Source organism: Echinicola arenosa, assembly GCF_014841125.1.
Classification (GTDB): Bacteria; Bacteroidota; Bacteroidia; order Cytophagales; family Cyclobacteriaceae; genus Echinicola; species Echinicola arenosa.
Window position 1 is genome coordinate 17,444 of the sequence record NZ_JACYTQ010000006.1, and the last position, 24,112, is coordinate 41,555.

Below are 24,112 nucleotides of genomic sequence, written 5' to 3' on the forward strand. Positions count from 1 at the left end.
TTTTTCTCTTCAAATGGTATTACAAGACTTATAAAAACAAAAACAGAAAGAATCCTACTGTCCCGCCTGCACCTACACCTTAATTATACGCTGCTAACCAATAACATCCCTCACGTCAAAAGGCTATTTGCAGTGGCCAAAACACAAGTCCAGTAATCTCCCCACTGGGGAAAATAAGGTATTTCCTGGTCAATGATTTGATATGCATCACCCATATCTAAGAATAATTTTAGCTTTTTGGAATTACAAATTCCAAGGATAGGAAGGTGCAGTCATAGACTACGCCTGGTCGGGGGCCACACGAATGCTATTGTGCATAGTTTATTTTATCAACGGTCATAGCTAACCCTTTACATCATAAGGTATAAAATTTTCCCAATACCAAGGCATCCATCTATCTCCCATGGCAATTTCTAATAGCTCTTTAAAAATTCCTTCTCCGTTTGAACTGTTGCACATAATAACCATACCTATGTTTTTTGATGGATAAAATATAGCATAGTGTTCCCAGCCATCCATGTGTCCTTCCTTAAAAATAGCTTTTCCATAAGGTGTCTCGTAAATACCCCAGCCCAGGCCATAACTTAAGTTGATATTTTTATTCTCCTCAGTAATTTTCCATCTATTATTTCCAAACTGCTGCGTTGCGGTAATAGAAATCTGTGGGCTGAACATATCTTCATAAGCCGTTGCGCTTAATCCTTTTTTGGCTAACATAGCTTGGATGAATTTGGCATAATCCTGTGGTGTGGTATCCATACTTCCTGCTGCGTATTCTTGATTTCTTTTACGTCGTTCAAGTACTTTCTTCTTTCCATAATGTCCCACAGCATAGTTGGTTTCAAACCTATCCTGCCATAAAAAACTAGTCATAGTCATATTAAATGGTTCAAAAACATAAGTCTGTGCCAGTTCTTCCAATCGTTTTTTTGTGACTTGTTCTACTACAAACTGAAGCAATTGAATGCCTTCGCCAGAGTAACTGTAGTAGGTTCCGGGAGCTGATTCTATCTCTAGTGGCTTATTCATATTGATGCCTGAATTGCCTATATATCTCCAGTTAGGAAATCCAGTGGTATGGGACAAACACATTCTGGCGGTTATCTTTTTATACCTTTCATCGCTTGACAAATCTTGATACCCTTCATAAGTCTCTTTAAAAGTGTAAGACGGCAATGGCCTATCTAGATATTCCACTAAGGGTTTATCCAAATCAATAACTCCTGCATCTACCAGTTTCATCACTATAAAAGCAAATACCGGCTTACTTAAAGATGCCGCATAAAAGTTATGTGACATTCCTAATGGTTGTTTTTCTTTTAAATTTCTAGAACCATATGGTTTTTGAAACAAGATACTGTCTTTTGTAATAATAGATATGGTGAGTCCATGAACATTGGCTTCACGTTGCAAACGTCCAAAATTAGAATCTAGCGCCTCAACAGGTATGGTAGAATTATCTATCCTTTTGATATTTTGAGCATGAATTTGGGGTGTAAATAAGAGAAGTACGATTAAGAATGATAGAGTGCTTTTCATAATTGAAGATATATCGATTAAATCTCAAGTTAGTTCTTATACATAATTATACACAACCGAGTGTATATACGCATGGCGCATATCCCCTATGTTTAAGTTTTCGAAAAGGCCATCCATGTCATTTCAAGACCGTTTTTCCAATTGGAAATCATTAAAAACATTTACAATTGAATACATCCTTTAAAATAAACAACCCGAGGATCAAATAAAATACCCTAAATAGGCTAAATTTTACCAAACCCACTTATGGTAGCTCACCTCTTGGTGAAGTGGCATACTACAACTGCAGATGACGTATAACTCGCCCCGAGAATAATATAAGTAAGTGCGGGAGGCCAAAAGCTGAAAGTAATATGCCAAGGCCTAGAGCTGCTTTATTTCTTGCTTGCGGTTCCCTGCCTACCTTTAGGTTAAGTTGTTTTTTCTGTGTCTAAAGCTGCATCCTGTTACTATCGTTAACAATAAAGTAAATATACAGGCTATGTAAATACACTCTTTAGGTGAGATTGCCATCGACACCTTTTTATCCGCTGCTACCCAATAACATCCTTCACGTCAAAAGGTTATTTGCAATGGCCATGCAGTGCCATTCTGCACAAAGGTAGCCATGCCTACCCCAGGCCTAGCGGCATAGCCTATCATCTGAAATCCAGCACCTAACATCTGTCCCAATTTCCAGCTTCGACCTTCCCGCTTCCCACTTTCACTGCTTACCATCCCTGTTCATCCCTTTCATCTATGGACGATAATTAAACATGTCCAGTTTGGTCTAAATTGAGGCTGACTATAGAGAGTACTTTATCCTTTTCAGCAGCTGAATAGATTTCCAAGCACCTTCGGACCGGTCGCACTACATGCCATCCAAGTGCCATCAGTGCCAAGAGGAATCCCCGTGTTACGGCTCTAGTTGTTCAGATAGCTTTTCCAAAAACAACATCTCCGCATAAAATTGCCAGTCAAAATTGATAGACTGATTGGCCAGGTGAACGTGATGATCTTGGTCCAATAGGTAGTTGTCAGGTTTGTGAATAAGCCTGGTTTTGCTATAGACCTTTTCCAGTTCATTTCTGACCAACCGAAACTCATCAGGCAAGTTCTTTAAGGAAGCTTTGGCGCTAGCCCTTTCCTTTTCCGTTGTGGCCAAGTCATAATCTTTGAGCAATAACAAGGCATGGTTAGAAAAATGGACCAGGTTATTCACTTGCTCATAGACCTCCAAAGTGTATTCATTACGGAGGGTCTTTGACTTCAGTGTTTTGATCTTTTCCTTCAATGAAGTGGTGGTCGCCATCGCTTGTTCTGCTTGCTGTAACCTTTCTTGATTTGCTTTGGTCCATGCTCCTGGACTGTCAGGGTCAGGTAACGCAATGACAGCTGTTTCTTTTGGGTTCTCGGAGCGCATAAGGTAATTACGCTTGTTTCCTGTTAGCAATGCATTCTTCCAAAAAGCAACCGGACTTTCCAGGGAGTCAATAAAAGCAAATGAATCATCGGCCAGTGCATTGGCAAACGCCCTACGCCTATAAAGGGATTTGACTTCTTCCACATTTCGTTTATCTCCAGCCCATGCATATTCCGCAAAGGCGAGGATGCCTCTGTTATAGAGTTCAAAATGGGGGGAATCATCATCCCAAAGTGTCAGCAAGAGCCTGCCTAAATTGTTTTCAATGGAAGATGCCGCAAATGACTTGATGGACCGGATATTACTTTCATTTTGGGGCATAAGTACCCAGCGGGTTTGCCCAGCTGTGGCTCCCATTACTTTTAGTCCATTTTCATCATACCATTGCATGGCCTTTTGGTTACCGTAGAGTTCGGGATGGAGGTAGCTCCATCGCATATAGATACAGTTCTTGGGGAAATCTTCCAAAAAGGCTTCCAGTTTAGGACCATTGGTTGCCCACAGGGAATCCGTTTCTTCCTTGGTGTATTTGGAGTCGTGGGTAGGTCCATACACACCGGCAAACTTCAGGGGCATATCATCCCAAAAAATGGGAATGCGATCATGTTCTTCCGCAAAGGCCGTCACCTTGTTGAGCCATATCAGCTGTAGTTCCAAGTTCGATTTACCACTGTTCCTCCCGGTAGTGTGTACCTCATCACCCCCAATGTGCAGGTATTTTCCATGAGGCGTGGCCTTGAGGGCATCTTCATACAGGTCAAACTGCACTTCATAGGTTTTTTCGTCCAAGGGATTGAATGCCCAATCGCTTTCAGGATTGTCCCTGAGTGCTTTGTATTCATCGTGTTTTAAAATAAAGCTAGCATGCCCGAGACCTTGGATCAAGGGACTGATTTCAATGTGTTTTGCATGAGCATAATCACTCAGGTCTTTCCATTCTGCTAGGGTAAAGGCATCAGCAGAGGCGACAGTTGGCTGCTGTTCGTACTGAAGCTTATCTTCCAATTCCAGTATGATGCCGTTGATTTTATAATGCGCCAGTTTGTCGATTAGGCTATAATAATATTCAAGCGTCTCCCTGTGGTGTTTGATGTCCAAGTGGATAGATCGGTACGCCAGTTTAGGATAATCCGTGATGGTACATGCAGGAAGTGTTACCTGTTGTTCTTCCGCATCCAGGCACAGCTGCTGAAGGCTTTCAAAGGCATACAAAAGCCCTGCCTCGTCTTGGGCATCAATGGTAACCTGGTCTTGTGAAACTTGCATGTGGTACCCGCCTGATGCCAAACCCAGAGTAGGGTCAATTTGGTAAACAACAGTCGCTTCAGCATCACCATTGGCGGCGGATAAAGAGGCGGAAAGAGAGGATTTTGGAAGAGGTGTTTGGTTCAATCCATAATAACTTATGATGTCATCAGGATGGAGGTCACTTACACCAGAAATCTCAAATTCCTGTGGTGAAGGCAATAACTTGAAATCGCCTAATGTCGAAGACTTTTTAGTACATGCTTGGAGCGAGACCAGAAATACAACCAAGATCCTTAGAAGAGAACGTGTCATAATGGTGTGTTTATCAGAATAGATTTTCCTAAATGTAGTTATTTTACTGATAAGAAAAAATAATATGAAAATTTTCATATTAGTAAAAATTGTATTTTGAAATTAATTAACAAATAAGGAAAGTAAATGAAAGAGTTCAGAGGACTTACCCTTTTGCCCAAATCCTCTGCCATTCAACTTCAAGCTTCCTCTATTGTCATTCCCACTTTCTATCCAAGGGAGGTCATTTATAAAGGCTCCAAGCCTAATTCCTTTTCAAGGAATGGTTTCAAATTGCTTTAAACATAAATCAACGGAAGTGCTATCAGTTCTTGTCTAACATCTGAAATCTAACGTCTAACATCTAACCGACTTCCTGCTTCCCCCTTCCAGGATCCTATGGACAATACGAACTAGCCTCACGTCAATGCGATCCGGGTTGTCCGGGAGAAGCAATCTCATCTTAGAAAAAAGGGTCATGTCTTTAGGTTCATCACCAAGTTCCTAATGATAGATTAGAAAATACCCTAGTTTTCTTCACACAAAAAAGAAATTACAGTTTTCCATACCTTAAAAGCTGCTCTTTTTTATATTGCATTGAAGCACAATTACTTTTATTATTGAATGGTTAGTTATACGGATGAAGAAAATAATCAATAAAACGACTTGGTGGATTTTTGGGAGCCTATGTGTGATGATTGGGCTTTATCCATTGATTTACTTTTTAATGGACAGACATTTTGGTCTGTTATCCTCTAAAAGCCAAGAACTCTTGGCTAACCTGAGTTGGAATATTGGCTTTTATGGCCATATCATTTTGGGTGGACTGGCATTGTTGGTAGGTTGGACGCAGTTCAGTTCCCAATGGAGAAAAAGAAAACCAAAGCTCCATAGGAACGTGGGGAAGCTCTATATCATTGCGGTATTGATCAGTGGAACTTGTGGTATTTACATAGCCCAGTTTGCCACGGGAGGGATCAGCAATGTGATAGGCTTTTCGATGAGCGGTACAGTTTGGCTGCTGACCACCATCTTGGCATACCAGGCCATAAGAAAAGGCCAGTTGGAAAAACATCAGAACTATATGATTTACAGTTACGCTGTTTGTTTTTCAGCCGTAACCCTGAGGTTTTGGTTGCCGATTTTGACTATAGCATTGGGGGAGTTTCAGGCGGCCTACCTTATTGTGGGGTGGCTGAGCTGGGTACCCAATTTGGTCGTTGCTTATTTTATCATCCAAAGTAAAAAAAGAAAGCCCATCACCAGCCTAGCCTAAAATAACAAAGTCTTACCGTTATTGATTTATCTATAATTACACAGGCAAGCGCTTAAATTTCTGCTTGTCAGCCTCCGGGTGGACCTCCCATTACGTATTCCGTGACCTTTGTGGTTTTGCTATTAAATGTTCTAAATCTTTACAAGGGGAGTACAGTAGCTGAACATGGCGAATTGCCCCCCTTAAATTGTCGTATTCCTACACAGTATAGTTGCCTTTTTTTGATGAGATTGAACTTTGTAATCTAATGATACAGACATGAGAAAAATAATAGTTTTATCCATGGTTACCTTGGACGGCGTCATTCAGGGACCGGGCGGGCCGGAAGAAGACCTAGCTGATGGATTTGATTTTGGAGGGTGGGTGGCCCCTTACGGTGATAAAGCATATGATGATGCTGTAGGAAAGGAGTTGGCCGCAAAGGTAGACTATCTCTTAGGACGCTTGACATTTGAAATTTGGGAAAACTACTGGCCGGCACACGATGATTTTTGGCCAGAAATAAATGAAGGAACCAAGTATGTGTTTTCTGGGACCAGGGTGGAGTCTGATTGGAAAAATACGGTATTCCTAAAGTCCTTGGTGGATATCCAAAAGCTCAAGGAAACTGAAGGAAAAGATATTCAGGTATGGGGAAGTGCCGCTCTTGTCCAGTTGCTGTTGAAGCAGGATTTGGTGGACGAACTCCGACTAAAAATTCACCCATTAACATTGGGGAATGGGAAAAAGCTTTTCCGTGATGGGACAATACCTGCTGCATTTACTTTGACTGAATGCAGCAGCACAACCAAAGGAGTGATCTTAGCCAATTACAAGCGGGCAGGAAGAGTAGAAACAGGTATCATGGGAGTGTAAAGTAACTAGAAAAGAAATAAATTCCTGTTGTTCAGGCGACCTTCCTTAATCTGATTTATCATATATAGTGCTTTCTGCTTCATATTTCAGAGCCAATCGGTCTGGTATCAGGGAGTATTCTCCTATTATTTAATAAATTTTCTTAAATGAATTTCTATTGACCTCTTTTTTTAAATCTCTTCAGAGAAAGATATTTTTGGGATACTAAATGAACATTGTCTTAAATGACTTGTTAAAAATCCCACAAACCACATAACTTTATAAGGTGATCTCCAAATTGAGAAATAGCACATGGTTAAGGTTCCTTTGGGGAATAATGGGATGGTACTTGCTGAATATCAGTGTAGATGCGGCAGACCCTTTTCCCAATTACGTGCCAGAGGATTTGACTTTCAATGATCAGGAAAGTTTAGTGGAGATTTTTATTGAAAAAATATTGGGTTTTGAAAATGCCATCCCTGAGTATGATGACCCAGACACAGAGGACCATAACCAAAAAAATATTGGGAAGCTGGACTGTATCCTGAATTCTTCCCACAATTTTTATGAAATACCACTATTGTCCATACAGCTGAAGCTACGCTTTCCAGCTCATACTGGGCAGCTCATAAACGGTTTTTTTAGGATAGATACACCACCACCTGACTTTGGTTTGTTTGGATAATCGCAAGGATCGGTCAGTCAATAGGTGATCGATAGAATTTATTATTTCAACCAACCATGTAAAAATGAACATTTTAAATAAATGGGTGCCCATGTTATTGCTGGCATCCACAGCATCTGCTTGGGCTCAAGTTTCCGAAGCAGAGCAGGATAGTCTTTTTATTCAAGAAGTGGAAGAGCAGCGTGCTCCTGCCAAGGTCTTGCATGCCGAGCCACTATATATAGACCTGATTAGGGATCTTGGCGCACGAAAAGGGGAAAGAGAGTGGAACTTGGGCCTTGGGCTGACGGACAACCTATCTTATGACAGTTATGAAGCGTTGATAGAGTACGAATGGGCGCCTGCTGATAGGCTAGGGTTGGAGGTGGAATTGCCCTTTACCTTTTATACTGCCAGTTCGGAAAGGGAACTAGGTGAAGTTCCTTCCAATAGGCTAAATAGTGTAAAAGTGGCAGCCCAGTGGTCGTTTTTTGTGAACGAGAAAATGGCGACATCCATGGCACTGGGGTATATCAATGAGTTCGAGCTTTCTGATTTTGGAAGCTTTGGAAATCCCTTGATTACGGGAAATGTGTATAATCCTTTTTTGGTGGTGGCCAAACGATGGGGCAGGAATTATCATTCCTTGGTGTATACAGGCCCAGTCATTGGTCAGGACTTTAATTCCAAAGACTGGCATTACTCCTTTGACGTCAATACCAGTTTCCATTATATGATTCCAGGTACTAGGAATTTCATTGGAATGGAGGTGAACAAGACCTTTGAGGAAAGTGATTTCAATATGACTTTACGCCCACAGATGCGTGTAGGAATAGCGGATCATCTGATGGTAGGGATAGTAGGAGGAATTCCCGTTAGCAGAGAAGGCGAAAGACTGAGCTCCTTTATACGTTTGATTTGGGAGCCACCTCACTAAATGGTTGGCCTATATTAATGAAATCCGTATTTAAACCAAAGGTTTCCAAGTCTTTGTGATTTTTCAGGGGCTTGGAACCCTATCGGTTATTATTTAGATTGAATTGAATGTAATCAATTTTTTCACTCACGATTCTTCTTTCAGGCTTCTTATAATTCGGTCAGTAACACAGTCCAGTGTATTGCCTTGGGTACGATCGATTTGCTGATATGGGGTTCCAATCTAGATTTAAGGATAATAAACATTTGCAATGTCCAAGCAGATTCAGACTCTTTCACTCGTCTGCTATAAGTCAGTCTCGGTATCTCTACTTCCCAGCTTCCTGTTTCAATTATTAACCTCTCTCTGCGTTTATTCTAATTATCCTTACTTACTGCCGTAGTTGCTGATGATCATTCACTAGTTATAGCAACTTATCATCAGAAAAAGTGCTGGTGGCAAGAAGTTAGAATATTGCTTCAAGGGGATTCATTCTTATTTTGATAAAGAGAAGCTCCATAGTAAGTGCTATCAACACGGTTCATGAGACTTGATGTTTCAAGTCTTTTTAAATCAGTGTCTTCGAACTCATCAAAAGAGAAATATTCAAACGCCAATAGCTATTTCATTTTTAGGATATTGACTTGATGTTGGGTGGCCACGGCAGCAAACTTTTGTTGTCTCGGTCAATTCTGACTCCTCAATGGTTAAGCTAATGTATTTTTGGAAAAATAGCCTGGAATTTATAATTATTTGTTCATTTATTAATTTGGAACATACATACTCTAAATGATGTATTTTATTTAATTTTTAAAACCCATATAATTGCCCTAACTAAACTTACTTATTATGAATTCTAAATTACTACTATTAGTATTGTTTTTTATTCCACTATTGGGGTTTTCTCAGGTTAATCCAGAGATACATTATGCATCTCCAAATAGGATTACGGGGTTAGCCGCTCCAGGGGAAAAAGTTAAGATCAGCACGGATAGGGACTTCTCTGCTGAGTATACGATAGATGTTTCTGATTCAGGTCGTTTCTCTATTAGTTTTGACCCAGCTTTGAATACGGGTGATGACCTCATTGTTTGGTCTGAAAATACGGACAAAGAAGTATCACAGAGAATTTTTGTCAAGGTGGAAGATGCTTCATCCATCTTGTCTTCACTTACTGATCAGCCTCCCTTAATTAATAGCTTTACATCCCCTTCTGTAGCAGGAAAAACAGTGGTTTACAAAGCTACAATTTGGAATACCAATTTTTCAATTCCTCTGGCAAGGTTCAATTTTTCGCGAAGTGAAGACAGAAAATCAGGGGATTTGTTGTTTTTTAACTCAATAGGAGCAGGTTTTGGGATAAGTGGAGGAGAATTGAGTGAAACTAGAGATGCAAATGGTAATCTAATCAACCAAGAGTTTACCAATACTCTTGGGTTGCACTTGGGGTTTTTATTCTCGGCCAAAACAGGGGAAGGTTCACAGAATGTTTTTGCACCCACTCTAAATGTAAGTGTTTTGGACTTTCAGATAGGGATGGGATATGAATTAGGGACTCGATCAGAATTTCAAAGGCCAGGTTTTTTAACAATTTCTTATGCTATTCCACTTTATAAACTAAAAAAAGGTGGTTTCTGGATTTGGAAATCTTCTAGACCGATTAATGGCCCAAGGGATTCAAGGTTGGGAGGTTAATGTAAGCTGTTATAGTTCCAAGTCTTAAGCCTTGTGCAGACTTGGAACTCTTCTAATTTCGAGCCTTCAGGTGCCAATGTATAACTTTGTCATCTTGATTATTAGACGTTTGATAAAGCCATTATCTCTTATGAGAATTCCGCATCACCTTTGGTTTATTCCAAAAAACTATCGATTATCCTTAATGTGCTTGACCACATGAAAAATGGGATATAGTGGGCTAAGTTTGCAATCCAAATTCACGGATATTAAGCATTTGCAATGCCCAGACTCCAGTTGCTATCAAACTTCAACTATATTCATCTTTTTTACCTGTAGATTAGAATAGTTTCTGATATGGCCTGATCCCGAAAAATTCTATGCCGTTTGTCAATGGTTTGTCCAAAAACAGAAAAACCCCTTCTGATTTGCATCTGAAGGGGTTTTGAGTACCCAGGGCCGGAGTCGAACCGGCACGCCCGAAGGCATTGGTGTTTGAGACCAACGCGTCTACCAATTCCGCCACCTGGGCATTTACAGCGGTACTTTTACCAACAGGGATCATAATTTATTTAACAGGCCTTGATCCAACGCGCCTGTCTGCCGGTAAAGGCAGGTCTACCAATTCCGCCACCTGGGCATGGTAACATGGTGAAAATACCACTTTTGTTGAAACCTGACGAATGATTTTCGCTTGTTTCGTTCTCGTTCCTTCCTGAACGGGATGCAAATATGAACAAAGATTTTTTTCTATGCAATACCCTGAGCTTACTTATTGTTATTTTTTTGAGCATTGACGTCGAGATTTCGCGAGAACAAGACGTTTTTGTCAGGTTAAATTATTGTAAATCATATTGTTGATGAAGCTTGTGTTTTATGGGAAATAAATGACTCGGATAAAATATTTTTTTTAAAACGACTTATGATATCCATCAAGCTTAAGGATTGAAAGGTTTTTCATGGCCTCATAAGGGCAATCAAGGGCTGATTAAGGCTGAGTTGTTTCTTTATTACTCTTCAAATTGCTCAAAATTGATCATCACCGGGCTATCATATTTTAAGCCCAATAAGTCCGCACCATGGCCATGGTTGATACCGATTTCCAGAAAGTCCAGGCTGTTAAAAAAGGCAAAACAATCACCTGGCTCTACATTGTCATAGGAGTTTTGGATTTCGGTCAAAACCTCACGGCTAAACTCCAAGGTGAATTTACCGGGATTTAGCTTGTTGAATACATCCTTGGGGATATTGGTGATCAAATTACCGTAATTGTCTACGCGAAGTACATGGCCCACGATTTGTTTTTTGGTGGCTTTGATCTGTCGGGGCATCATCTTTTTGATATTTTTCAAAGGTCCTCCAAAATCATGGATAGCTGCACCACTGGCGACCTTAGCGGCAATGGGGCCGAGGATGTCCTTGGCAGGGAAAGTGCTGTCTTTGATATGGATATCCGCAAATTGCACCACAATCCCAGGGTCATAATCTGCCAACATGCTCAATACTCCATTGTTTGGACCAATAAAAATATGTTCTTCTAGCTTGATGCCAATATAGCCGGCCGTCATATTGCTGGTGCTATTGATGGCCACTAAGTGAACCGTTCCCTTTGGGAAATCCTTGTAAACGGACCTTAGCACAAAAGCAGCATGGGCGATATCATAAGTCTCAATATGGTGGGTGATGTCCACTATATTGAGCTGGGGGTTAATCGATAACATCTTGGCTTTTACTGCAGGTACATAATAATCACAATCTCCAAAATCAGACAGGAATGTTACTAGGGCCATGGAACGAAGTCAATTAAAATTTTGTACTTTTGTAAGAGTAACAAAAATAGAAATTTTATTCTTGTAAGAATAATCTAACATCGCTAAATACAAAATAACGGATTGGTAGAAAAGGTAATTACTTTAGAAAATATTCCGCTTTTGGATTTTCTCGGTACCGAAAATGAGAATATCCGGCAAATCGCTGCGGCTTTCCCAAAAAGCAAAATTGTTTCCCGCGGAAATGAAATTCGAATTCAGGGCAGGGCTCCTGAGATCATCCGAATCAATGACGTTTTGAATATGCTGCTTCAGCACTTTAACCGTTTTGGTCAAGTGACTCCCGAGAATGTGAAGGAATATATTGACCTGGAAGGGGTTCCTTTTGAAGAAGACCGTAAAAACGATGTAATTGTATTTGGTAATAAGGGCTTGGCCATTAAGCCAAAGTCTGCTAATCAACGCAAACTGGTTGATGCTGCTTTTAAGAATGATCTTGTTTTTGCCCTTGGGCCTGCTGGTACTGGAAAAACCTACATTGCAGTGGCTTTGGCAGTACGGGCGCTAAAAAACAGGGAGGTCAAAAGGATCATCATTACACGGCCTGCAGTGGAAGCTGGTGAGAATCTAGGATTCCTGCCGGGGGATCTGCAGGAAAAGCTAGATCCCTACTTGAGGCCCATCTATGATGCTTTGGGAGATATGGTGCCTCCGGAGAAGTTGAAATTTTATCAGGAAAACAGGGTTATTGAGATTGCTCCTTTGGCTTATATGCGGGGAAGGACCTTGAACGATGCCTTTGTGTTGTTGGATGAGGCGCAGAATACCACCAGGGAACAAATCAAAATGTTTTTGACCAGAATGGGGCCTAACTCCAAAGTGATCATCAATGGAGACCAAAGCCAAGTGGATTTGCCCAGTAAGCAAAAATCTGGCTTAAGAGAGGCTTTGAGGGTATTGAAAGATGTGAAGGGAATTGGTGTGGTACAGCTCAGTGGCAAGGATGTGATTCGACACAAATTGGTGAAGTCCATCATAGCGGCCTACGATACAGATGAATTGCAAAAGGAACAGTTTAAACATGAACATAATAGTCAGAAAGGTCAAAACGGAGACTGATTTAGAAACTATTTTTGACATCAGGCAAAAAGTATTCGTAGAGGAACAAGAGGTAGCTCCGGAAGAAGAATATGACGAGTACGAAAAGACCTCAACCCATTTTTTGGCGATATTGGAGGGGAAACCGGCTGGAACCGCTAGATGGAGGTTTACTGATAATGGTATCAAATTAGAACGGTTTGCGGTGTTAAAAGAGGCCAGGGGAAAGGGGGTAGGGCAAGCTTTGGTCAAAGCTGTAATAGATGATATTGCCGCCACTCCTGATGCGCTGGGTAAGCTATTGTATATGCATGCCCAATTAGATGCGGTTCCACTTTATGCCAAATTCGGTTTTCAAAAAAGAGGGGATATTTTTAGCGAATGTGATATACTACATTACAAAATGGAGCGATATTTGTGAGCTATTGGAAGGTTGTTTTACATAGATAAGCAAATCATATCAATAAATTTACCTTTAATTATCTTTTAATTGATTTAAGTAACATGATGAAAAAGTATACACTTTTGATGTTTTTGTTGGGTCTGGCCTTTTATGCCAGTGCGCAGACTGAGAGCGATTATAACCAACATGAGATTAAGTTGAATATTCTCAATACCATCGTCCAAGGGTCTGTAGAAATTGGGTATGAGTATTTTGTTGATCGGGATCAATCTATCGGAGTGGAATACCTGATCAATGACCGTTTTGGTTACAATGGTCAAGGAAATGGCAAAGAATACAATACCAACAGTATTTTGGTGTCTTATAATTTTTACTTTCTGAATGATTATGATCCCGCAAGCTTATATGTTTATCCCTTTTTTAAATACCGGTTTGGAGACTTTACCGAGCCTGATGAACCTTTTGTGACAGACATGAACAGTGCGATGCTGGGGATTGGGGTAGGCTACAAATGGGTGCAACGAGACAAATTTGCCATTGCTCCATATGTCAATATTGCCAGGGGTTTTAGTCAAGAAGTCACGGATCGGTTTTCTGCAGTAGAAATCAATGCGGGTGTAAGCATTGGATATCGATTTTAATCAATAGTAGATCAATGAAATTGGCACAAGAGTTCGGAAGGATCTTTTGAAGGGCTAATCATAAATAAGTTATAGAAAAGGGTTCCTGTCAAAGGAGCCCTTTTCTATTTGATTGTTTACCAGTTATTTGCTACCTTATTTCTTTACTTTTTGATACAGAAATGAAGTTTAGTGAATATCCTTTTTTGCGCTACGTGATTTTTTATGCTTTGGGTGTAATAGGCTATCCTTTTTTTGTTGACTTACCTGTAATGGCCTACGTGGGAGGTGCCTTATGCTTTTTGATGTTGGGATATCTCTTGATACTATTGATTAATGCTTTTAAGAGATCTTACCGTTTCAAAGTACTTTTACCCTTCTTGTCTTATATCATGCTTTTTCTCTCAGGGATTTTAGTCTGTGGTCAAAAAGTAGCCACCAATAAACTTGAACACTTGAGTAATTTCAAAGAGGTGGATGCTTATGTGGCCGTAGTGAGTGAATATGACCAGCAAAAGGCCAACTCAATAGGGAATCGGCTTATGGTGTATTTTGTAAAAAATAAAGGTGAGTGGAAGGCCGCAAGTGGAGAGGTGCTGGTATATCACCGATTGGAAGAACCGTTGACACCTGGCCAGATTTTGATGCTGCAAGGAGCACCACAACGCATTGAAGCACCCATGAATCCAAAGGAATTTAACTACCAAAAATTTATGGCGAATAAGCAAGTGTACCATCGCCAGTTTATAGGCAAAGAGGTTACTAGGTTAGGGGACTCACAGGAAAATGGGCTTCAGCAAAATGTTTTGAGCTTGCGTAAAAGCATCACCAGTGCGATAGATCAAGAGATCAAAGATGACCGAGCGAGACAGGTGGCCCAAGCACTATTGGTAGGGCAGAAATCACAGTTGGAGGAGCAGGTAAGTGAGGCTTATGTGACTGCTGGTGCCATGCATATTTTGGCTGTTTCTGGTTTGCACGTGGGGATGATATATGGGGTCTTTTTCTTGTTTTTCAAGCCTTCGAATTTAAAGAGATTGAGCAAAATTTTGCTGCTAACCGCGGTGATTCTTCTCGTTTGGTTATATGCCTTACTTACTGGAATGTCTCCCTCTGTCCTTCGAGCTGCAACGATGTTTACCTTGATTTCCTTATCCCAAATGAGGTCAAGTAGTCCTTCTATTTTTAATTCTCTGGCTCTTTCTGCCATGATTTTGATGGCTTTTAACCCTTTTATAATTTTTGAAGTGGGCTTTCAACTATCTTATGCTGCTATGGTTGGTATTCTGCTTTTGCAACCTTTGTTGGTGTCATTTTGGTTGCCTAAAAACAGGCTGGTATTTTATGCTTGGGAGATTACCACTGTAAGTATTGCAGCTCAGTTGGCGACCTTTCCCTTATCTGTCTATTACTTTCATGTATTTCCCAATTATTTTTTACTGTCTAATTTGGTGGCTATTCCAGGAGCTTTTTTGGTCATGTCTGTCGGGCTTCCCTTTATGGTGTTGAGTACCTTGGATGTTTTTCTACAGCCCTTTTCCTACCTGTTGGAGCATTTGCTTAAAGGCTTAAACTATCTAATTTTTCTTTTTCAGGATTTACCCATGGCCCAGTCGGAAAGGATTTTTCTGGACTTTGGAAGAATCCTACTGATCTGGGGAATATTAGCCTGTGCCTACTTGCTGCTTTCCCAAAGAAAAAAACAATATGCTTATTGGGTGTCACTATTGATGGCCTTATTGGTGGTCTGGCCCTGGCTAGGATATAAAAGTAAAAAGCAGGAAGTTTATGTGTATGCCTTAAAGAATGAAGATTTTGTGGTGGATTTTTATGCGGACAAAAGCCTTTACAGTTACCAGTCATTGGAGTCAATAGAAGATATCAACTACCATGTTTCACCCCTAAGAGAAGCCATGCAGCCTTTGACTGAATTCCAGTTAATGGGACTAAAAACAGAAGGGGCTGACATGGTGCTTTTGCCGAATGGGGGAAAAATAATGAGAGTAGATGGTAAGCTAAAGGTAGCCGGGGTTGGAGTGAAAAGTATGGCAGCTTTTGAAAAGGGAGAATGGATTGAACGGGAGTTCACTGATAGTCTTTTGCTTAACCAATTCGCATACCGCTTAATTTTAAAGTGAGGAAATCATTTGTTTGGAAGATCAGTTTTCCACACCTATCTTCAACTATCCAAGCACCAATAAATATGGAAGACCAAGTCAAACTTGAACAAAAGGACCGGTTGGGCTATATTATTTTAAATAGACCTGAAAAACGTAACGCCTTGAATGCCGCCATGGTCAAAGGGATTCAAGGGGCGTTGGATGCATTCGAGCAAAACAATACGGTCAAGGTTGTCATTATCAAAGCAGAGGGTAAGGTGTTTTGCAGCGGGGCTGATCTGGAGGACATCAAAAAGATGCAAACGAACACCTATGAGGAAAACTTGCTGGATAGCCAGCTCTTAAAGGCATTGTTTTATCGGCTTTATAGTTTCCCAAAACTGGTGATTGCTCAGGTGCAAGGACACGCTTTGGCGGGTGGTTGTGGCTTGGTTTCCGTCTGCGATTTTGTTTATGCAGCTCCTCATGCCAAATTTGGCTATACAGAAGTGAAAATCGGTTTTGTGCCGGCAATGGTATTGGTGTTTTTGTTGAGGAAGTTGGGAGAGGGGAAAGCGAAGGAATTGTTATTGGGAGGAGAATTGATAGAGGCATCCCGGGCAGCGGCTGTAGGCTTGGTGAATGGGGTGGTAGAACCTGAAGATTTGGATCAGAAAGTGCAGGAATTGGCAAATCATTTGGTAGAGCATAACTCGGGTTCATCGATGGCTTTGACCAAAGAAATGATCGGGAAGGTGCAGGAAATGTCTTTGGAGGATGCCCTTGATTATGCAGCCCAAATGAATGCCAGGGCCCGGGCTTCTGAGGACTGTAAGAAAGGCATTGCTGCGTTTTTAGAGAAGAAAAAAATCCAGTGGTAAGTTGAAAAGCCAGGCATTATCCGTTCTTAAGAAAGTATTCGGCTATGATGATTTCAGGCCTATGCAGCAGGATATTGTACTTTCTGTAGCGGCTGGAAAGGACACCTTGGCATTGCTGCCTACAGGTGGTGGGAAATCCATTTGCTTCCAAGTGCCGGCTTTGATGCAGGAAGGGATTTGTGTGGTGGTGAGCCCGCTGATAGCCCTGATGAAAGACCAGGTGGATAACCTGCGCCGAAGAGGTGTTTTGGCCACGGCCATTTATTCGGGCATGAGAAAACGGGAAATAGATACCACTTTGGATAATTGCATCTATGGTGGGTATAAGTTTTTATATGTTTCTCCTGAGCGTTTAAAGACGGACTTGTTCATCGAGCGATTCAAAAGGATGAATGTCAACCTCATTGCCATTGATGAGGCGCATTGCATATCACAGTGGGGTTATGATTTCAGGCCTCCCTATTTGGAAATTGCCGAGTTGAGGAATTATCATCCTAATGTCCCCTTTATTGCCCTTACAGCATCAGCTACCCTGAGGGTTAAGGAGGATATTATTGAAAAATTACAGCTTGATAACCCTAAGATATTTATAAAGTCTTTTGCTCGAAAGAATCTGTCTTATGCTGTCCGAAAGGCGGAAAATAAGCTGGAGAAAGCCATGGAAATTCTTCAGAAGGTCAATGGTTCGGCAATTGTGTATGTGAGAAGTCGTAAGGCCACCAAAGAATTGGCCATTGCCCTGCATCAATTGGGTATTTCTGCCACCTATTACCATGCTGGCTTGGACAAATCGGTCCGAGAGGCCAGACAGCAGGATTGGAAGCTGAATAAAATCCGTGTGATGGTGGCCACCAATGCATTTGGGATGGGGATAGACAAGCCTGACGTCCGCCTGGTAGTCCATGTGGATATACCAGAAAATCTGGAGAATTATTACCAAGAGGCGGGCCGTGCAGGGAGAGATGAGTGGAAAGCTTTTGCAGTGATCCTATTTCATGATAGGGATATGGACCTTTTGCAAGAAAGGGCCGAGCAGGCCTACCCTCCAGTGGAATTTATCAAGCGGGTTTACCAGAGTTTGGCCAATTACTACCGCATTGCCGTAGGGAGTAGTTTGATGGTAAGTTATGATTTTGAAATTACAACCTTTACAGAGATATATAACCTTGACCTTTTGCTGACGTATAATGCTATCAAACTGCTTCAGGAAGAAGGACTGGTGGAGCTTAGTGAAGGTTTTTACAGCCCCAGTACTTTACATTTTTTGGTGAATCAAAGTGAGCTGTACGCTTATCAAATAGCCCAGGCATCATTGGATCCATTGATCAAAGTGTTGTTGAGAATGTATGGGGGAGAGTTGTTTACAGAGTACCTCAAGATCCGTGAAGATAAAATCGGGGCAATGCTCAATATGTCCGAAAGCCAAGTGGTCAGCCTGATGGAAAGGATGGAGACCTTAGGGATAGCTGCCTATAATAAGAAAAAGGACAAACCTCAGGTAACCTTCCTCACACCTAGGCATGATGCAGGCAGATTGCCTCTGAATGTCAAAAGAATTGACGAAAGAAGGAGGAACAGTGTAGAGAAAGCCAAGGCAATGGTAGCGTATGTTGAAAACAACCTGCTTTGCCGTACCCAGCAGATTTTGACTTACTTTGGAGAAGAGAATGATGAGGAGTGTGGGGTTTGTGATGTTTGTCTAGATAAGAAGCGATCTTCCCATCTTGCCTCACATAGTTTCAAACTCAAAGAAAGGTTGATGCAAACTTTAAATGCAGGGAATTTGTTTACTTACAAGGAGCTACTGGCTAAGGCCAATTTGGCCAGTGATGATGAAAAGGCCCATTTGATGTTGAGAGAAATGGAGGATGAAGGGTTGATCATCAGTTTAGCTGACGGTAGAATAAAGAGAAATACTGAATGAAATTTGTTGATACTATTCTTAAGAAATTATTTCCCGGAAACGGAGAGACTTATACTCATAAAGAAAACTTTTCGCAAGCTGATGGTGAGGCAGTTGAAATACAGAATTGGATGGCTTCAGAAGAGGGGAAGTCTATCTTTGAAATGATCTATAAGAACTATCATCTACAAAAAACTGGAGAGGAAATTACCCCTGAAATGCTCGTATTTAGGTCGCCATATGCCAATGGAATAGCGATTTTATACGATTTGCCCCTTAAAACGAAAACTTTTTCACAACTTTTCTTTGCTTTTGGTCAGCGAATCGTAGATTTAGGTTATGAAAGGGTGAGTTTGGACCGGACCATTCAAGAAAAAGATCCCGGAGTCAATGTCACCGAGAAACAGTACTTAAAGCCCAAAGCAACCTTCAATGCAGATCAGACCGACCAACTTTTTGGGAATGTTGCTATCGAAAAGGTGTCGGTCAATCACCAACCTCAAATGATAAAAATCTTGGTCACGGTCTATTCTGATCGGCTGTACACCAAGGCCAGATCATTTGATGCCTTTATAGAAGCGATATTTAACCCCCAGTAATTTATATGAATAGAGAAGGACTAAAAAAAATACTGAAAAGCTACCGGACACCATTTGAGGAAGAGAAAAATTTTGTGGCTGAGTTTATTGCTCTTACTGAAGATCCATTAGCCTTTCAGAGAGAAAGGAAAGAAGGACATTTTACAGCATCCGCCTGGATAGTCAACAAAACACGCACCCATGCTTTGTTGACCCATCATAGAAAGTTGAGCCGTTGGCTGCAATTAGGTGGTCATGCTGATGGAAATGAAAACTTAATGGAGGTTGCCATGACTGAAGCCCGTGAAGAGAGTGGGCTGATTTCCCTGAAATTGGTGGACAGCTATATCTTTGATATTGATAAGCATATTATTCCCGCCAATGCTAAAGACCCTCAGCACTATCATTATGATGTGCGTTTTCTGATTGAAGCAGCCATGGACGAGCCCTTGACCATAAGTAAAGAAAGTAAAGATTTGGCTTGGGTAAGTTATGAAACAGTCCCAGATGTGGTTGCTGGCAATGAGTCAATCCTGAGAATGCTGGAAAAGACCAGTAAGTCAGAATTTGTTTATTAACAACGAAACCACCTTAGGCTTGGTTTTTGCTCAAAAGAACAGGCCTAGTATTATCAAATCTGTTTCTTGCAGAAAGGCCTAAGTGACAAAGAGATTGTGTATTTGGTAAAGATCAGGCAAAAAGACTGCGATATCGCTTATAATTCTTATCTTTGTCTGAAAAATTACTAAAAGTGAGAAAAATAATATTACTTCCTTTATTGATCGGGCTCTTGATGGGCTGTTCTCCCTCAGAGCAAGAGCTTTATGATAGAGGGGTCAAGGAATTAAGGTCCGGAAACTATCAAGAGTCAATTACTTATTTTGATAAAGTTATTGAAATCAACCCAGACAATACAGAAGCCCATAATGCAAAGGGAGTGGCATTTTTTGAACAAGAGAATTGGGACGCTGCCATAGCCTCTTTTAAGACATCAATGGAAAAAGACTCTACTTCTTATAAGCCATACCTGAATTTAGGCAATGCTTATTTGGAGAAAAAAGAATTCAAGCAAGCGGTTATTAATTACAATATAGCCAGTTCACTGGACCCGAACCAAACAGATATTTACTACAATCGAGGTTTGGCCCTTTTGGGAATGGAGGCCTATGAAGATGCCATTTTGGATTTTGACAATGCACTTCAAGTAGATCCAAGTCAGGCCCTTACCCACTTTAACCGCGGAAAAGCACTTATCGGCAACAATAACCCCGAGGAGGCGATCAATTCACTGCACAGATCCGTGGAGTTGGATGATCAAAATGGGGCAGCATTTTATCTTTTGGGTGTTACGGAAATGAGTCTGACCAATACAAAAGAGGAAGGCTGCATGCATCTTAAGACAGCCTTAAAGTTAGGCTACACTGGTGCAAAGGAATGGATTGATGAATTTTGTGATACAGCATCTTGATGACAACAATCGGAAAGGATATTAGCAAAGCAAAACAACTCCTTGAAGCGGGTGAGTTGGTAGGAATCCCTACAGAGACAGTTTATGGTTTGGCAGGAAATGCATTAAGCCCAGATGCTGTCAGTAAGATTTTTGAAACCAAAAACAGACCTAGTTTTGATCCGCTGATTGTTCATACCGGGAGTATTGAGCAGATTGGTGATTATACTACTGAGCTGTTACCGGAATTAAAAGAGTTGGCTCAGGGGTTTTGGCCTGGACCATTGACGCTTTTGCTTCCCAAAAAATCCATTGTGCCAGACTTAGTGACCAGTGGTTTGGACCAGGTAGCGGTGAGGGTGCCCAGCCATCCTTTGACGAGAGAATTACTTTTATCACTTGATTTTCCATTGGCGGCTCCTAGTGCCAATCCTTTTGGTTATATTAGCCCTACCCAAGCCAGCCATGTGGTCGATCAGCTTGGGGGAAAAATCCAGTATGTGTTGGATGGAGGTCCATGTCAAGTAGGTTTGGAGAGTACCATTGTGGGCGTAGAAGACGGCCAGGTTATTATTTACCGATTGGGAGGAGTGGAAGTTTCCGAAATCAAAAAGGTAGTAGGAAATGTCCTTATATTACCACAATCCAGTAGTAATCCAAAATCTCCAGGTATGCTGAAGAGCCATTATGCTCCACGTATTCCTTTTGTATTGGGAGATTTGGACCAGTTGGTCCCTCATTACCTTAATAAGGGGGAAAAGTTTGGAGTGTTAAGCTTTAATAAGCTTTTTGATCAGGTAGATCCTGAAGACCAAAGGGTGCTCAGTGAGGAAGGGGATTTTCAGGAGGCCGCACAAAACCTATTTGCTTCCATGAGGTACTTGGACAATCAAAATGTCAATGTAATATTGTCCGAAGAACTTCCGGAAAAGGGACTCGGAAAAGCCATCAATGACCGTTTGAGAAGAGCCTCAGCGAGATAGAATTTTAGAAACATCATATAAAACCTATTTAACCATGAACAGTAGGATAAAATCTGTTGACAACCTTAGTTTTGAGGGTAAAAGAGCCCTAGTTAGAGTAGACTTTAATGTGCCTTTGGATGGAGATTTAAAGGTTACTGATGATACCAGAATCCAGGCAGCACTGCCCACCATCAACAAAATTTTGAATGATGGAGGATCTGTTGTTTTGATGTCACACTTGGGAAGGCCTAAAACCGGACCTGAAGATAAGTTTTCCCTAAAGCACATTTTGCTTGATTTGGAAAAAGCTTTGGACAGACCAGTGAAATTTGCCCCTGATTGTATTGGTGCTGAAGCTAAGCAGTTGGCGACAGCTCTTAAGGGTGGAGAAGTTTTGTTACTTGAAAACCTGAGGTTCTACCCTGAAGAAACCAAGGGAGATAAAGATTTTGCTGGTAAGCTAGCTTCATTAGGAGACATCTATGTCAATGATGCTTTTGGAACAGCTCACCGTGCCCATGCTTCCACAGCCATTGTGGCAGAATTCTTTAATGATAAAGTATGCGGTTACTTGATGCTTTCTGAGTTGGAGAATGCAGATAAGGTATTGGAAAACCCTGTGAGGCCTTTCACGGCTATCATGGGAGGAGCGAAGATTTCTGATAAGATTTTGATTATCGAGAAGCTTTTGGATAAGGTGGACAACTTGATTATCGGTGGAGGGATGTCTTATACTTTTGCCAAAGCCAAAGGCGGATCTATTGGTGATTCATTGTTGGAAGCAGACAAGATGGAACTGACCAAGGAATTGGAAGCTAAAGCCAAAGAAAAGGGAGTCAATCTTTATTTGCCTGTAGATAACATTACCTCCAAAGAATTTGCCAATGATGCTGAGCAAGGCACTGCAAAAAGTGGCGAAATTCCTGATGGATGGATGGGACTGGATATCGGGGTGGATACCCGTAAGTTGTTCTCTGACGTCATCAAAAACTCGAAAACCATTCTTTGGAATGGCCCAATGGGTGTATTTGAAATGGAGAGCTTTGATAAAGGTACCAAAGCGGTAGCCGAGGCCTTGGTCGAAGCTACGGAAGGTGGTGCGTTTAGCTTGATCGGTGGAGGTGACTCTGCTGCTGCGATAAACAAATTTGGCTTTGGGGATAAAGTATCATTTGTCTCTACCGGTGGTGGTGCTTTACTAGAACATATGGAAGGTAAAGTACTTCCTGGTGTTAAAGCATTAGAGCCTTAAGTATAATTTAAAGACTATTAACTGTAAGGGCTGCTTCTTAGAAGGCAGCCTTTTTTTGTATTAATATCTTATCTCCACAGGTACAACGCCCTCACGGATCATGTCCAATTGCCGGGCTGCTTTTTTGGAAAGGTCAATGATTCTGCCTCTGACAAAGGGCCCTCGGTCATTGATGCGTACCTTAACCGTTTTGCCGTTGTTTAAATTTTTGATCTGCACAATGGTGCCAAAAGGCAAAGTTCGGTGAGCAGCCGTCATCTGGTTGTGATGGTACTTCTCGCCACTAGCGGTTTTCCTTCCATTGAACTTGTTGGCATAGTAGCTGGCCATTCCTTTTTCCACCCTTGCAGATTGATTTTTGGAGGTGGCACAAGAGCTGAAAATCAATATAATGAGGATCCAGAGCGTTAGCTGTTTTTTCATAGTTGGCTAATAGCAATGAATAAGCCATCAGCAGGATAGTTTTACTGATGGCTTATTTGTTCAAGGTGTAAACTAATTACCTAACGAAGATCCACTCATTTTCTTTGCTTTGAGGTTCAGAAAATTCATAGCCTTCTGCATTAAAGAGTTTGATTTTTTCAGGAGAAGTAATGCGGTTTTTGATGATATAGTCCGCCATCATCCCTCGAGCTTGTTTGGCAAAAATCCCTATGACCTTATATTTTCCGTCTCGGTGTTCCTTGAAATTGACATGGATGATGCGGGATTTCAATGCCTTTTTGTCGACGGCTTTGGCATATTCCTGAGAGGCCAAATTGATAATAGGTTCACCTTGGGCCGCTGCATTGATGGCCTTGGAGATTTTAGTGCCCCAGTATTCATAAAGGTTTTTTCCTTTTTTGTTCTCTAGGCTAATGCCCATTTCCAACCTGTACGGTTGGATCAGGTCCATTGGTTTGAGTAGTCCATATAGACCGGAAAGGATTCTTAAATGATCTTGGGCAAAGACGAGATCATCCTCTGAATAATTATCTACATCCATGCTTCGGTAGACATCCCCTTTAAAGGCTAAAAGGGCTTGTTTGGAGTTTTCCAGCGTGAAGTCTTTGTTGAAAGTGCGGTATCTTTCTTCATTCAACTGGGCGATATTTTCACTCACTTTCATCAGTTTTTGAATATCAGAAGCTGACTTTTTTTTCATCAACGATACCAATGCTTTGATGTCAGTTTTAAAGTCTGGCTGAGTGGCCGTGGGCACATCAGCTGTACTCATATCCAGCGTTTTGGCTGGAGAAATTAATGCGATCATA

Annotated in this window: 23 protein-coding genes and 1 tRNA gene; 17 read left to right on the forward strand and 7 right to left on the reverse strand. The window is 41.2% G+C overall.

Annotated features, from left to right (window positions below):
* Positions 1-342: 342 nt before the first annotated feature.
* The 3 genes from IFO69_RS15545 to IFO69_RS15555 all read right to left on the reverse strand — a co-directional run bounded on the left by IFO69_RS15545 (position 343) and on the right by IFO69_RS15555 (position 4,501).
* Positions 343-1,539, reverse strand: a complete 1,197-nt coding sequence (locus IFO69_RS15545; RefSeq protein ID WP_192011059.1) for a serine hydrolase domain-containing protein — start codon at positions 1,537-1,539, stop codon at positions 343-345.
* Positions 1,540-2,094: 555 nt separating this feature from the next.
* Complete coding sequence (locus tag IFO69_RS15550; protein ID WP_192011060.1) at positions 2,095-2,256, reverse strand: hypothetical protein; 162 nt, start codon at positions 2,254-2,256, stop codon at positions 2,095-2,097.
* Positions 2,257-2,434: 178 nt separating this feature from the next.
* On the reverse strand, positions 2,435-4,501 hold the full coding sequence (locus IFO69_RS15555; protein WP_192011061.1) for a family 20 glycosylhydrolase: 2,067 nt from the start codon (positions 4,499-4,501) through the stop codon (positions 2,435-2,437).
* Between the two features lie 126 nt (positions 4,502-4,627).
* Between IFO69_RS15555 and IFO69_RS15560 the strand changes: the two genes are divergently transcribed.
* From IFO69_RS15560 to IFO69_RS15585, 6 genes are all read left to right on the forward strand, one after another.
* Complete coding sequence (locus tag IFO69_RS15560) at positions 4,628-4,783, forward strand: hypothetical protein (RefSeq protein ID WP_192011062.1); 156 nt, start codon at positions 4,628-4,630, stop codon at positions 4,781-4,783.
* Between the two features lie 337 nt (positions 4,784-5,120).
* Positions 5,121-5,756, forward strand: a complete 636-nt coding sequence (locus IFO69_RS15565) for a DUF2306 domain-containing protein (protein WP_192011063.1) — start codon at positions 5,121-5,123, stop codon at positions 5,754-5,756.
* Positions 5,757-6,014: 258 nt separating this feature from the next.
* Complete coding sequence (locus IFO69_RS15570) at positions 6,015-6,611, forward strand: dihydrofolate reductase family protein (RefSeq protein ID WP_192011064.1); 597 nt, start codon at positions 6,015-6,017, stop codon at positions 6,609-6,611.
* A gap of 277 nt (positions 6,612-6,888) precedes the next feature.
* Positions 6,889-7,275: a hypothetical protein gene (locus tag IFO69_RS15575; RefSeq protein ID WP_225444170.1), complete on the forward strand. Its 387-nt coding sequence runs from the start codon at positions 6,889-6,891 to the stop codon at positions 7,273-7,275.
* Positions 7,276-7,339: 64 nt separating this feature from the next.
* Entirely contained in the window at positions 7,340-8,191 is an 852-nt protein-coding gene (locus tag IFO69_RS15580) for an HAEPLYID family protein (protein WP_192011065.1), read from the forward strand.
* 828 nt (positions 8,192-9,019) lie between these two features.
* A complete protein-coding gene (locus IFO69_RS15585; RefSeq protein WP_192011066.1) occupies positions 9,020-9,865 on the forward strand; it encodes a hypothetical protein in 846 nt (281 codons plus the stop codon).
* 429 nt (positions 9,866-10,294) lie between these two features.
* Here IFO69_RS15585 and IFO69_RS15590 read toward each other — a convergent pair.
* Positions 10,295-10,376 (reverse strand) — tRNA-Leu (locus IFO69_RS15590).
* A 478-nt stretch (positions 10,377-10,854) separates the two neighbouring features.
* Positions 10,855-11,634, reverse strand: a complete 780-nt coding sequence (locus IFO69_RS15595) for an SAM hydrolase/SAM-dependent halogenase family protein (protein WP_192011067.1) — start codon at positions 11,632-11,634, stop codon at positions 10,855-10,857.
* A gap of 102 nt (positions 11,635-11,736) precedes the next feature.
* Between IFO69_RS15595 and IFO69_RS15600 the strand changes: the two genes are divergently transcribed.
* The 11 genes from IFO69_RS15600 (at position 11,737) to IFO69_RS15650 (ending at position 22,859) form a co-directional block, all read left to right on the forward strand.
* Positions 11,737-12,732, forward strand: a complete 996-nt coding sequence (locus IFO69_RS15600) for a PhoH family protein (RefSeq protein WP_192011068.1) — start codon at positions 11,737-11,739, stop codon at positions 12,730-12,732.
* Positions 12,695-13,132: a GNAT family N-acetyltransferase gene (locus IFO69_RS15605; RefSeq protein WP_192011069.1), complete on the forward strand. Its 438-nt coding sequence runs from the start codon at positions 12,695-12,697 to the stop codon at positions 13,130-13,132. Before IFO69_RS15600 ends, IFO69_RS15605 begins: the two co-directional genes overlap by 38 nt.
* A gap of 83 nt (positions 13,133-13,215) precedes the next feature.
* Positions 13,216-13,755: a DUF3575 domain-containing protein gene (locus IFO69_RS15610; protein ID WP_317173478.1), complete on the forward strand. Its 540-nt coding sequence runs from the start codon at positions 13,216-13,218 to the stop codon at positions 13,753-13,755.
* Positions 13,756-13,916: 161 nt separating this feature from the next.
* Positions 13,917-15,872, forward strand: a complete 1,956-nt coding sequence (locus IFO69_RS15615) for a ComEC/Rec2 family competence protein (protein ID WP_192011070.1) — start codon at positions 13,917-13,919, stop codon at positions 15,870-15,872.
* 65 nt (positions 15,873-15,937) lie between these two features.
* Positions 15,938-16,714 (forward strand): enoyl-CoA hydratase/isomerase family protein, encoded by a 777-nt coding sequence (locus tag IFO69_RS15620; RefSeq protein ID WP_192011071.1) that lies wholly within the window; start codon positions 15,938-15,940, stop codon positions 16,712-16,714.
* 1 nt (position 16,715) lies between these two features.
* Positions 16,716-18,638: a RecQ family ATP-dependent DNA helicase gene (locus tag IFO69_RS15625; protein WP_192011072.1), complete on the forward strand. Its 1,923-nt coding sequence runs from the start codon at positions 16,716-16,718 to the stop codon at positions 18,636-18,638.
* Positions 18,635-19,216: a hypothetical protein gene (locus IFO69_RS15630; protein WP_192011073.1), complete on the forward strand. Its 582-nt coding sequence runs from the start codon at positions 18,635-18,637 to the stop codon at positions 19,214-19,216. Before IFO69_RS15625 ends, IFO69_RS15630 begins: the two co-directional genes overlap by 4 nt.
* A gap of 5 nt (positions 19,217-19,221) precedes the next feature.
* Positions 19,222-19,773 (forward strand): NUDIX hydrolase, encoded by a 552-nt coding sequence (locus IFO69_RS15635; RefSeq protein ID WP_192011074.1) that lies wholly within the window; start codon positions 19,222-19,224, stop codon positions 19,771-19,773.
* A gap of 173 nt (positions 19,774-19,946) precedes the next feature.
* Complete coding sequence (locus IFO69_RS15640) at positions 19,947-20,663, forward strand: tetratricopeptide repeat protein (protein WP_236252667.1); 717 nt, start codon at positions 19,947-19,949, stop codon at positions 20,661-20,663.
* Entirely contained in the window at positions 20,663-21,625 is a 963-nt protein-coding gene (locus tag IFO69_RS15645; protein ID WP_192011075.1) for an L-threonylcarbamoyladenylate synthase, read from the forward strand. The genes IFO69_RS15640 and IFO69_RS15645 overlap by 1 nt, the downstream gene beginning before the upstream one ends.
* Before the next feature lie 34 nt (positions 21,626-21,659).
* Positions 21,660-22,859 carry a phosphoglycerate kinase gene (locus tag IFO69_RS15650; protein ID WP_192011076.1) on the forward strand — a complete coding sequence of 400 codons (1,200 nt, stop codon included), beginning with the start codon at positions 21,660-21,662 and terminating at the stop codon, positions 22,857-22,859.
* 60 nt (positions 22,860-22,919) lie between these two features.
* On the opposite strand, the gene IFO69_RS15655 is transcribed toward IFO69_RS15650, so the two are convergent.
* Both IFO69_RS15655 and yaaA read right to left on the reverse strand, forming a co-directional pair.
* Positions 22,920-23,282 carry a septal ring lytic transglycosylase RlpA family protein gene (locus IFO69_RS15655; RefSeq protein WP_192011077.1) on the reverse strand — a complete coding sequence of 121 codons (363 nt, stop codon included), beginning with the start codon at positions 23,280-23,282 and terminating at the stop codon, positions 22,920-22,922.
* A 76-nt stretch (positions 23,283-23,358) separates the two neighbouring features.
* Positions 23,359-24,111: a peroxide stress protein YaaA gene (yaaA, locus tag IFO69_RS15660; protein ID WP_192011078.1), complete on the reverse strand. Its 753-nt coding sequence runs from the start codon at positions 24,109-24,111 to the stop codon at positions 23,359-23,361.
* Position 24,112 lies beyond the last annotated feature (1 nt).